Raw genomic sequence first — 12,991 nt, 5'->3', positions numbered from 1 at the left:
TGCTACATCATTGGTAATCGCTACAGTCTTTACGGCTTCTATACTTGGGTCTTCTACACTTAATGTAACTGTACGTTCTTGACTTAAACAAATATTATCATCATGTGTTATTGTCAATCTATAAACATAACCATCTTGCGCTCCAGTTACTGTCCCCAGACTCAGAGTCTGTGAAGTCTCAGCGGGTATAAAAGGTTGAAAACCTGAACCATCATCAAACTCCCAAACATAATTTAAGCCAGACGAAACATCAGTATTAGTCGTGAAGTCAGGATCAAAAGGTGTTACCGTATCCCAAATTATAGTGCTCTCAGCCGTAGCATTCGAAGTAAAACTAACAGTATCACCTGTTGAAACTGCCAAAGTTCCTGGAACATTAGTATCTGAAGTTATCTGTGTAGCAACAGTTTCATTTCCTGTTGTACCATCGTAACCATCTGTTATAGCACCTCCAGAAGTAACTTGTCCATTTCCATTAAAACCATCACCATCTAATTGGCCATCATCGTTTGCATCTGTTCCACCTGATTCTATTACATCATTACAGCCATCATTATCACTATCGAGATCTAGGTGGTCGGGATCACCATCACCATCTGTATCTTGACTTAGACAATATTCAAACTCATAAAACTGTAATTCAACATCCCCTGCAGTACCATTTTGCTTTCCGACAGTTACAGTAATTTCAGTAACTCCTCCTAATACTTCTATATTAATACTATTTGAAGGGGCATTAGCATTGGCCGAAGCTCCAGAAACTGCACTTTGACCATTAATGGTAAGATTTACACCAACGTTAATATCAGTAATATTAACTGGAACACTTTGAGCTCCATTAACAGCTATAAAGTCTGCTCTATCAGAATCATCTAATCCACCTACTTTAAAGTTTACATTATATACTGGCTCAGAAAATGTTATATAATAATTTACAACTCGACCATCAGGGAAACTAGTTCCATCTGGAACTGTATTGATATACTCCCCATCTGGTAAGATGGCACCATTATTTTGACTAGACACACCACCGCTCCAAGCAGCACCTCCTCTCAGTTCATATCCAAATGTTATATCCGCACCATCATACGCATATACATTATTAATAAATTCTGGATTAAAATTTGAACCAGTATTATCAGAGAAAGTCTGACCTAAAGCTATAGGACCACTAGAACAATTTAACTCATTTTCATCTAAAATACCATCATTATCATCATCTATATCACATATATCTGAAACATTATCACTATCGTTGTTCGCATTACCAGAAGCTGCTGCGTCACAAGGGGTACAACCGGCTGTAATTGCTGAATCAGTAACTGAAGAATTTGTACCTATACCATAATTAACTCCTCCTTCCACTACTAATCCATTAGATGGATTAACGTTTGCTGGATCTGGTTCACCAAACTCGCCATTATCTGTACCAGCAGCACTAGAGTAACCATAAGCTTCATTAGCATCTGCACATCCATCACCATCACTATCTGTATTTTGATAATCAGAACTACCATCACTTCCTGTATCTATTGGTGTAGTAACTTGTGTAGAATCATTTGCTCCATTTCCATCACCATCACCTAAACCCCCTGCATCACCCGAATCTATAAAACCATTACCGTTAGTGTCTAATGAGCCATTACCAGCCTCATCTATATCATAAATCCCATCATTGTCACTGTCTAAATCTACGATATCATTTACACCATCATTGTCGGTATCAAAAGCAACACAATACTCAAACTCATAGAATTGTAATTCAACATCTCCAGCACTACCATTTTGTTTACCTACTGTGACCGTTATTTCTGAAACAGGTCCTGAAACCTGAATATTAATACTATTAAAAGGTGCGTTAGAATTAGCCGAAGCTCCTGTAATGGCACTATTACCAACTAAAGTAAGGTTAGCACCAACATTAATATCAGTAATATTAACAGGCAAATTATCAGAACCATTAATAGCTATAATATCGGCTCTATCAAAATCATCTAAACCACCTATTTTAAAGTTAACATCATATACTGGTTCTGAAAAGGTTATGTAGTAATTTACTACCCTTCCATCTGGAAAACTTGTTCCGTCAGGTACAGTATTAATATATTCACCATCTGGTAAGATTGCTCCATTATTTTGGTTAGAAACACCTCCACTCCATGCTGAACCACCTCGTAATTCATAACCGAATGTAATATCGGCCCCATTAAAAGCATACACATTATTTATAAATTCTGGATTAGAATTTGAACCTGTATTATCAGAGAAAGTCTGACCTAAAGCTAAAGGACCTGGCGCACACTCATAATCGAATGAATCTAAAATACCATCATTATCGTCATCTTCATCACAATAGTCACTTACACCATCATTATCTGTATCTAAGTTACCAGAAGCAACTGCGTCACAGGGATCAGCACAAGCAGAATTAACTCCTGAATCGGTCACTGCAGAATTTGTACCTAAAGTATAATCAACGGCTGTTTCTGTAACTAAACCATTCGTTGAATCAACCGATGCTGGATCAACAGCACCAAATTGACCACCATCTCCACCATCGGCATTCGTATCGTTATAAGCTTCATTTGCATCGCTGCATCCATCCCCATCACTATCTGTATTTTGAAAATCAAAGCTTCCATCACTACCAGTGTCTATTGGAGTTGTTGCTTCTGCAGTATCGTCTGCTCCATTACCATCTCCATCATTAAAACCAGTATCGTTAACATCTATCACACCATCGTTATTAGTATCTAATATGCCATTACCTGCTTCATCTACGTCGTAGATTCCATCATTATCTGCGTCGAGGTCAAGATGATCATCTATACCATCATTATCCGTGTCTAGTGTACATAGCACTTCTATATTATCAAAACCGAGATAACTATCTACACCGTCGATTGATATTAAAATTCTATCATAATCAAAATTAGGAGTAAATGAAATTGAATATCTTTCCCAGTCCGTTGTATTATCTACTAAAACGCTAGTAATAAGTAAATCTACATTCGCAACTGCTTCTAAAGTTGTAACATTAGCTTGGTTTGTAGCATTAAGTATTGGGCTAGTACCAGCTCTAATACCAAAAACCTTAACTCGACCTGGGTTATTAAAAACTCCTCCTGCTGTTGCACCTAAATTCATTTGATAAGCATCAAAAGACAAAATGTAATCTTCGCCAGATATTATATTATTTAATAAAACGTTACTAAACACTTCATTTGTAAAAGAACCTTGAGAATGAAAACCAGCATAACCTATACCATCATTTGCTGGTAAAGGGTTTGTTGATGGAGGTTGACTAGATGTTGTAAAATAGCCTGCTGTACCATTTGAATTTACCCAAGGAGAACTAACTGGAAAATCAGAAGCAAAGGAATCATAACCTGTTGCAGGACTTGGGTTAGAACTTTCAAAACTAGGATCACCTAAAGTACCACATGATTCGTATTCAAAAACATCTAGGATACCATCATTATCATCGTCTACATCACAAATATTATTTATACCATCAGCATCTGGATCGTTAGGTGTTGGTGTACCGACCGTAGCACCATCCGTACATAATAGGTCAGGATTGACTATTAAGTTAGCACATTCAATATTTTCACATAAATTATTAGCGTTTGTAATAACTACACAATATTGATTTCCGCTCAAAGAAGCGTTAGTTATAATTTCTAGTGTTGAAGTTGTTACTCCGGAGTACGTTGCGTCATTGCTTAATGCCACACCAGTTGTGGCTGGATCACCTAAATACCATTGATAAGAAAAACCAGTAGAACCAGTTGTAGCAGAAGGATCTGCAAAATCTGGAGAAGTATTTGGTGTAGTACCTGTATAAACAGTTGTACTAGTTATGGTAGCACTAGAAACTTCGAAAGTTGCTGTATCACCGGCTGTTTCATTTTGGTCTGTAGGTGCTGTATAATTTACTTCTGTTGCAATAATTTCATCACCTGATAACCCATCATATCCATCAGTTATTGCACCACCAGTAGTTACTTGGCCATCTGTATTAAAACCATCACCATCTAATGCACCATCATTATTATTATCTGTTCCACCCGACTCTATAGAATCGAAACAACCATCATTATCACTATCTATATCTTGAAAATCTGGAGTACCATCTCCATCAGTATCATACACATCATTAACGCCATCACCATTTGAATCTACGAAAGGTGGAACTCCCGGATCACTTTGGTCTAAATAATTTGGTATACCATCACCATCTTCATCTTGCGAAGGGTCTACTCCAGATCCACCATCTTCAACAGAGTCTAAAATCCCATCATTATCTGAATCTAAATCACAAAAATCCGAGACACCATCATCAGTCCCTAAATTATCATCCGTATTAATTGTTTCTACTAAATTGTAATATGGTATAATGCCACCATTACTACCAGCCTGAGCGTTATGTGCATTACCGATATTTGGAGCTTGATTGTGTACGCCCGGATTACCTCCAGTTAAAGACACACTAATTCCTCCTGGTAAGGTTGCTAAATTATGCAGAAATACACCGCCACCGCCACCGCCGCCAGGACCGTGAATCGTCCCAGTTTCTAGGCTTTGACCATCACCACCAGTAATATCTATATTTAAATTTCCTGTATAGGATTGGATATCGAAGGCAACTGAACCACCAGCACCTCCACCTCCACCGCCATCTATACCAGTGGACGTAGCTTCAGCATCTAAACCAGAAGCATTTATATTAAAATTATTTCCTACTAAAGTAGTTGCCCTAATAACAACAATACCTCCACCATTAGATGCTGATGCAAAATTACTAGAGGTTACAAAACCTGCACCACCTGCACCACCAAAGAATACTCTATTTTGATTTGAAATAAAAGAAGCTAAATCGTTACCACCTAAGCCGCCCGCAGTTGCACCGTTAACATCACACCAGCGATCTCCTCCAATTCCACCTGATCCAAAATTGGCACCACCTCCACCACCAGAATCACCAGAAACACCAGAACCACCACCATTACCTAATGGCGATCTACCTTTTTGATTATTTATACCTTCCAACGCAACACCACCACCTTTAAACCAACTATCGTTATTAGCTGCTGGTAAATTAAACTGAACATTAGGATTTATGGTACAATTATCTGGCCCACCATTTACATTCATTTCAACACCAATAAAACCTGTACCAGATGCATCTATATCTGCATTTAAAGTAAGTATACCTTCTACAAACAATGCGATTACACCTCCTTCTCCAGTCGCATCATCCCATGGCTGAGCCTGTAATTCTGAAACGATATTAACATCCCCTGGATATACCGGAACTCTAATTAATTGAAGTAGACCAGCAGTATCATAATTGTTTTTTAATGGTGCTACTGGGAATATTGAGCTACCAGTTATAGATCCAATATCAAAAAATTCGTAATTACCCGCATTACCTAAATCAGTAATAGTACCACCTGAAGCTGTATTCGTTTCGTCTATAGTTGCGCCTTTTAACTGAACAATTAATGCTTTGTCCCCTACAGAAAAAGCAGATACATCACCAACTTCAATTTCATTTAAACAAGCGGGATTAGTATCACACTCTGTACATCCTGGATTATTAATTGTAATAATTGATTCATAATCATTTACAACACCACCAATATCCGTCTGCGCATAATGCAGCGAACTGAGTAAAGTGAATAATATAAAAAAGGATGATTTAAGTGAGAATCGAGTAGAGATTTTCATAGTATTATATCGTTGATGTGTTATTCAATTATAAGGCGCTTCGATAAACCAATTTATCGATTAAGCGCAAATATATTCGTTAAAGCGTAAAAAACAAATTAATATGCAGAATTATTCCATATAAATACAGAATATTCTATCACCATTACTAAATGATAAGACACGTTAGGATGTCTTGATGTCACATTTAATAATCTGAATACTTTTATAAAGTTCTAAAATGAAGAGACTTGCTATTAATCAACTTCAAAAACTCGTAAGAAAATAATTAATAATAATTAATAAAATTTTCTAAATTCAAAATTACAAAAAACTTTAATATGTTTTCTTTTAATATACGAATTAACATAAAGAGCAGTTTTTATAAAAGTGGATTATATTTAATCTATTTATACTTCTATATTTGCATCCGCTTATCAATACAACCTTATGAGTTTTTTAAAAGAAATAAATAGACGACGTACTTTTGGGATTATCTCTCATCCTGATGCCGGTAAAACTACCCTTACAGAAAAACTACTATTATTTGGTGGCGCCATACAAGAAGCTGGAGCTGTAAAAAGCAACAAAATTAAAAAAGGTGCTACTAGTGATTTTATGGAGATTGAACGCCAACGTGGAATTTCTGTTGCTACTTCTGTTTTAGCTTTTGAGTATAATGGTATTAAGATTAACATCCTTGATACTCCTGGTCATAAAGACTTTGCTGAAGATACGTTTAGAACTTTAACCGCTGTAGATAGTGTAATAGTAGTTATTGATGTAGCAAAAGGTGTTGAAGAGCAGACTGAAAAGCTTGTTGAAGTTTGTAGAATGCGTAACATCCCAATGATTGTTTTTATTAATAAACTAGATAGGGAAGGTAAAGATGCTTTTGATTTATTAGACGAAGTAGAGCAAAAGCTTGGATTAAAAGTTACACCATTGAGTTTCCCTATAGGTATGGGCTATGATTTTAAAGGGATTTATAATCTATGGGAAAAGAATATTAATTTATTTTCTGGTGATAGTCGAAAAGATATTGAGGAGACTATTGAAATCTCAGATTTATCATCACCAGAATTAGATCAATTAATAGGTGAAAATTCAGCAAATACATTAAGAGAAGAAATAGAACTTGTTGAGGGTATTTATCCCAATTTTAACAAATCAGAATATTTAGAAGGCAATCAACAGCCCGTATTTTTTGGTTCTGCATTAAATAATTTTGGAGTAAGGGAATTATTAGATTGTTTTGTTGAAATTGCTCCAAAACCAAGACCAAAACAAAGTGAAGAACGCTTAGTTAAACCAGACGAAAGGAAATTTACTGGATTCGTGTTCAAAATCCATGCAAATATGGATCCTAACCATCGAAATAGGCTTGCATTTGTTAAAATTGTTTCGGGAGAATTCAAACGCAATGTTCCTTATTTACATGTAAGGCATAATAAGAACGTGAAGTTTTCCAGTCCAAATGCATTTTTCGCTGAAAAAAAAGAAATTGTAGATATTTCATATCCAGGTGATATTGTTGGCCTTCAGGATAGCGGTACTTTTAAGATTGGTGATACTTTAACAGAAGGAGAAATATTAAACTATAAAGGTGTACCTAGTTTTTCACCAGAACATTTTAGATATATTAATAATGCAGACCCGATGAAGGCAAAGCAGTTATATAAAGGTATAGATCAATTAATGGATGAAGGTGTAGCTCAATTATTTACATTAGACCTTAATGGAAGAAAAGTTATTGGAACTGTAGGAGCACTTCAATATGAAGTTATACAATATAGATTAGAACACGAATATGGTGCAAAATGTACATATGAGAACCTAAATGTACATAAGGCATGTTGGGTAGAGACTGAAAATCTAAAGAGCGAAGAATTTAAAGAGTTTTTAAGAGTAAAGCAACGTTTTTTGGCTAGAGACAAACATAATCAATTAGTGTTTTTGGCTGATTCAATGTTTTCACTACAAATGACGCAACAAAAATATCCAAGTATAACCTTTCATATGACCTCAGAGTTTTCATAAAATTTATGCAGTTCATCGAATAAATCTATAAAATTTACTTTTTATCGAATTTTTATAGCATTTTAACGGTAATTTTGATTTCAGGAATATTTACTCTAATTAAATTTAAACAACCCAAATTAACCTACCCATTATGGAGATAAATAAAAACAATTTCAGTAATGATGATATTACTGTGACCTACGATCCTAGTTGTTGTATAAACGCTGGGATTTGTGCAAGGCAATTATCTGACGTTTTTAGAAGTTCCGTAATTCCATGGATTGATTTAAATGGAGCCAAAACAAAAACAATTATTAATCAAATTAACAAATGTCCTTCGGGCGCATTGCAGTATAATATTCATAAGACGGAATATGCCTAATTTGCAGTAATTAAAAAAAGCCATTGAACAATTCAATAGCTTTTTTTAATAGACGAGTTACGTATATAAAATACACTTTAATTATTTAAAATTAAGCTTGCCCTGTTGGCCCAAAATTCAAAGGAATTGGCGGTTGCTCGTAATCTTTAATTTCACCATGTGCTTTTTCAAACCTGGTTACATTATCACCTAAGGCCTTCAGTAAACGTTTTGCATGTTGAGGTGTTAAGATAATTCTAGACTTTACTTTACTTTTTGGTGTACCAGGCATAATACTTACAAAATCTACGACAAATTCTGAAACTGAATGATTTATAATAGCTAAATTAGAATATGTACCTTCAGCCACTTTTTCATCCAATTCTATATTTATTTGCCCTTTTTTAGGATCGTTTTTATTCTCTGCCATTTTATATATTTATTATAATATTACCGTTATTGTTAAATTATAAAAGCCTTCAGGTCTATTAACATGAAGGCTTCTAATCTTTATTAAGTACTTAAAGAAAAAACATGAATTAGTTGAAATTCATTTCCTCTTTAGCTTTCATCATTTCGTTAAACTCTTCTTTAGAACCTACTATAATGTGTTCATACTCTCTAACTCCTGTACCTGCTGGTATTCTATGACCAACAATTACATTTTCTTTAAGTCCTTCAAGTGTATCAACTTTTCCATTAACGGCAGCTTCATTAAGAACCTTAGTTGTTTCCTGGAAAGATGCAGCAGAAATGAATGATTTAGTTTGTAGAGATGCTCTTGTTATACCTTGTAAGATTGGAGTTGCAGTCGCAGGACTTACATCTTTAGCAGTTACAAGATTTTTATCCTCTCTTCTTAAGCTCGAATTTTCATCTCTTAATGTTCTTACGGTTACAATCTGACCAGACTTTAAATTCTCTGAATCACCAGCATCCTCAACAATTTTCATTCCGAACATTTTATCATTCTCTTCTATGAAATCTGATTTATGCACTAATTGATTTTCTAAGAAGATTGTATCACCAGAATCGATAATTCTTACTTTACGCATCATCTGTCTAACAACTACTTCGAAGTGTTTATCATTAATTTTCACCCCTTGTAGACGATATACTTCTTGTACTTCATTCACTAAATATTGCTGAACCGCTGAAGGGCCTTTAATATTTAAGATATCGTTCGGTGTAATAGAACCATCTGATAAAGGCATACCTGCTTTTACATAATCATTCTCTTGTACAAGAATCTGATTAGATAATTTCACTAAGTACTTTTTAACCTCACCCAATTTAGATTCGATTATAATCTCACGGTTACCACGTTTAATTTTACCAAATGATACAACACCATCAATCGCACTTACTACGGCAGGATTAGAAGGGTTACGTGCTTCAAATAATTCAGTCACACGAGGAAGTCCACCAGTAATATCACCAGCTTTTGCTGACTTACGAGGTATTTTAACTAAAATCTTTCCAATATCAATCTTATCACCATCATCAATCATTATGTGAGCGCCTACTGGTAAATTGTATGAACGTATCGTTTCACCTTTAGAATCTTCAATTAATAAAGTTGGAATTAGCTTTTTATTTCTAGATTCTGAAATAACTTTCTCTTGGAAACCAGTTTGTTCATCTATCTCTACTTGGTATGTAATACCTTGTTCGATATTTTCATATCTTACTTTACCAGCAAACTCAGAAATAATAACACCATTATATGGATCCCACTGGCAAATAACATCTCCTTTTTTTACTTTAGCTCCTGGTTTAACAAAGATATCAGAACCATAAGGAATATTATTAGTACTTAAAACAATTCCTGTTTTAGGATCTACTAATTTAAGTTCTGAAGTTCTTGAAATAACAACATCCACTTCATTACCCTCTTTATCCTTACTTTTTACTGTCTTAAGATCTTCTATCTCAGCAATACCATCAAACTTAACAGTTAACTTATTCTCTTCTGAAATGTTACCAGCAATACCACCTACGTGGAATGTACGTAATGTTAATTGTGTACCAGGCTCACCAATTGATTGCGCAGCAACAACGCCAACAGCCTCACCTCTCTGTACCATTTTACCAGTAGCTAGGTTACGACCATAACATTTAACACAGATACCTTTCTTAGCTTCACATGTTAATGGCGAACGTACTTCAATAGATTCTATTGCAGAATCACCTATTTGCTTCGCAATGGCATCATTAATATGACCACCCGCTTCTATAATAAGCTCTTCTGTTAAAGGATCAAAGACATCATTAAGTGATGTTCTACCAACAATTCTAGCTTCTAAGTTTTCAACAATTTCTTCGTTTTTCTTGAGAGCAGAAACCTCAATACCTCTTAATGTACCACAATCTTCTTCATATACAATTACATCTTGAGAAACATCAACCAAACGACGTGTTAAATAACCTGCATCGGCAGTTTTAAGAGCCGTATCTGCAAGTCCTTTACGAGCACCGTGAGTAGATATAAAGTATTCTAAAATTGAAAGTCCTTCTTTAAAGTTAGAAAGAATTGGATTTTCAATAATTTCACCACCACCTGCATTAGATTTTTTAGGCTTTGCCATTAATCCACGCATACCAGTTAACTGACGAATCTGTTCTTTAGATCCACGAGCACCAGAGTCTAGCATCATAAACACTGAATTAAATCCTTGCTGATCTTCTCTAATACGCTTCATTGAAAGTTCTGTCAATTCAGCATTTGTAGATGTCCAGATATCAATAACTTGGTTATATCTTTCATTATTAGTAATAAGTCCCATATTATAGTTACCCATAATACCGTCTACTTTCTTATTAGCATCAGCAATCATTGTGTGCTTCTCTTGAGGAATAATAATATCACCTAAACTAAATGATAATCCACCTTGAAATGCAAACTTGTATCCTTGAGTCTTAATTTCATCAAGAAATTCAGCTGTTTCTGGCACACTAGTTTTCTTTAGAATACCGTGTATGATATTTCTTAAAGACTTTTTAGTTAAAACTTCATTGATATATCCTGCTGCTGCTGGTACTTTTTCATTAAAAAGTACACGACCAACAGTTGTTTCTATAATTTGCTGAGTAAGTTCGCCTTCTTCATTGAAATCTATCGTTCTTACCTTAATACCTGCATTTAAGTCAACTTTCTTCTCATTGTAAGCAATAGTAACTTCTTCCGGTGAATAAAAAGTTAAGCCCTCACCAATTATTGGCACTTCTTTAGTCGATTTTCTATGTTTAGTCATGTAATAAAGACCAAGAACCATATCCTGAGAAGGAACGGTAACTGGTGCTCCATTAGCAGGATTCAAAATATTATGTGACGCCAACATTAAAAGTTGTGCTTCTAAAATCGCTTCAGGTCCAAGAGGTAAATGCACAGCCATCTGGTCACCGTCAAAATCCGCATTAAATGCAGTACATACTAATGGGTGCAACTGAATTGCTTTACCTTCAATAAGTTTTGGTTGAAAAGCCTGAATACCAAGTCTGTGTAACGTAGGAGCACGATTTAAAAGAACTGGATGTCCTTTTAAAACATTCTCTAAAATATCCCAAACTACAGGTTCTTTTCTATCTATAATTTTCTTTGCAGATTTTACAGTTTTTACAATTCCTCTTTCGATTAGCTTTCTAATGATAAAAGGCTTGTAAAGTTCTGCTGCCATATCTTTTGGCAATCCACATTCAAATAACTTTAATTCTGGACCTACAACAATTACAGAACGTGCAGAATAATCAACACGCTTACCAAGTAAGTTTTGACGGAAACGTCCTTGCTTACCTTTTAATGAATCTGATAATGATTTTAATGGTCTATTAGAATCTGTTTTAACTGCAGAAGACTTACGCGTGTTATCAAATAATGAATCTACTGATTCTTGTAACATACGCTTTTCATTACGCAAAATTACTTCTGGCGCTTTTATCTCAACTAACCTTTTAAGACGGTTGTTACGGATAATTACACGACGGTAAAGATCATTTAAATCTGAAGTTGCAAAACGACCACCATCTAAAGGTACTAAAGGTCTTAACTCTGGTGGTATTACAGGAACAGCCTTCATGATCATCCATTCTGGCTTATTCTCTCTATGTTCGTTAGACTCTCTGAACGCTTCAACTACTTGTAAACGCTTTAAAGCTTCTGTCTTACGTTGCTTAGATGTTTCGTTGTTTGCTTTGTGTCTTAAGTCATAAGATAATTGATCTAAATCAATTCTTGCTAAAATATCTATTAAACATTCCGCACCCATTTTAGCAATAAACTTATTAGGGTCTGTATCATCTAAATATTGGTTTTCTTGCGGAATAGTTTCGAGAATATTTAAATATTCCTCTTCCGTTAAAAAATCCATTTTCTGCACTGGTTCTCCTTCTGCATTCATAGCAATACCAGCTTGTATAACTACATAACGCTCATAATAGATTATCATATCTAATTTCTTAGATGGTAATCCAAGTAAATAACCTATTTTATTTGGTAAAGATCTAAAATACCAGATATGAGCTACTGGCACAACTAAATTGATGTGACCAACTCTATCTCTACGTACTTTTTTTTCTGTTACTTCTACACCACAACGATCACAAACGATTCCTTTGTAACGTATTCTTTTATATTTACCACAAGCACATTCAAAATCCTTTACAGGACCGAAAATACGCTCACAGAACAAACCATCACGCTCAGGTTTGTGAGTTCGATAATTAATAGTTTCTGGCTTTAATACTTCACCACGAGATGCTCCTAAAACAGATTCAGGTGATGCTAAACCGATAGAAATCTTGTTAAATTTCTGAATTGTATTCTTATCTTGTCTTCTTGCCATGTTCTTTATAGTATTCAGTTTGTAGTAACAGTCTTAAAGGATTAAAACTGCTACC

5 protein-coding genes are annotated in these 12,991 nt (G+C 34.9%); 2 read left to right on the top strand and 3 right to left on the bottom strand.

The features are described 5' to 3' along the window. On the bottom strand, window positions 1-5,733 hold a 5,733-nt coding region (locus ACFWU4_RS06880; RefSeq protein ID WP_411126160.1), incomplete at its 3' end, for a beta strand repeat-containing protein. Between the two features lie 429 nt (window positions 5,734-6,162). Here ACFWU4_RS06880 and ACFWU4_RS06875 point away from each other — a divergent pair. Both ACFWU4_RS06875 and ACFWU4_RS06870 read left to right on the top strand, forming a co-directional pair. Beyond that, window positions 6,163-7,752 (top strand): peptide chain release factor 3, encoded by a 1,590-nt coding sequence (locus ACFWU4_RS06875; RefSeq protein ID WP_411126158.1) that lies wholly within the window; start codon window positions 6,163-6,165, stop codon window positions 7,750-7,752. 133 nt (window positions 7,753-7,885) lie between these two features. Further along, window positions 7,886-8,116: a (4Fe-4S)-binding protein gene (locus ACFWU4_RS06870; RefSeq protein ID WP_411126156.1), complete on the top strand. Its 231-nt coding sequence runs from the start codon at window positions 7,886-7,888 to the stop codon at window positions 8,114-8,116. Between the two features lie 91 nt (window positions 8,117-8,207). Here ACFWU4_RS06870 and ACFWU4_RS06865 read toward each other — a convergent pair whose 3' ends face one another. After that, on the bottom strand, window positions 8,208-8,525 hold the full coding sequence (locus tag ACFWU4_RS06865) for a DUF3467 domain-containing protein (protein WP_411126154.1): 318 nt from the start codon (window positions 8,523-8,525) through the stop codon (window positions 8,208-8,210). A 109-nt stretch (window positions 8,526-8,634) separates the two neighbouring features. Further along, complete coding sequence (gene rpoC / locus ACFWU4_RS06860) at window positions 8,635-12,936, bottom strand: DNA-directed RNA polymerase subunit beta' (RefSeq protein ID WP_411126152.1); 4,302 nt, start codon at window positions 12,934-12,936, stop codon at window positions 8,635-8,637. Window positions 12,937-12,991: the final 55 nt, after the last annotated feature.

This window comes from Winogradskyella sp. PE311, assembly GCF_046545555.1.
Classification (GTDB): domain Bacteria; phylum Bacteroidota; class Bacteroidia; order Flavobacteriales; family Flavobacteriaceae; genus Winogradskyella.
Note: the sequence above shows the minus strand (reverse complement) of the source record. Positions and strands in the feature narration are given on the sequence as shown.

What these genes read in the sequence shown, in the direction of transcription:
- ACFWU4_RS06875 (WP_411126158.1), top strand. Translation starts at nt 6,163, where the DNA reads ATGAGTTTTTTAAAAGAAATAAATAGACGACGTACTTTTGGGATTATC.
- ACFWU4_RS06870 (WP_411126156.1), top strand. Translation starts at nt 7,886, where the DNA reads ATGGAGATAAATAAAAACAATTTCAGTAATGATGATATTACTGTGACC.
- ACFWU4_RS06865 (WP_411126154.1), bottom strand. Translation starts at nt 8,525, where the DNA reads ATGGCAGAGAATAAAAACGATCCTAAAAAAGGGCAAATAAATATAGAA.
- rpoC (WP_411126152.1), bottom strand. Translation starts at nt 12,936, where the DNA reads ATGGCAAGAAGACAAGATAAGAATACAATTCAGAAATTTAACAAGATT.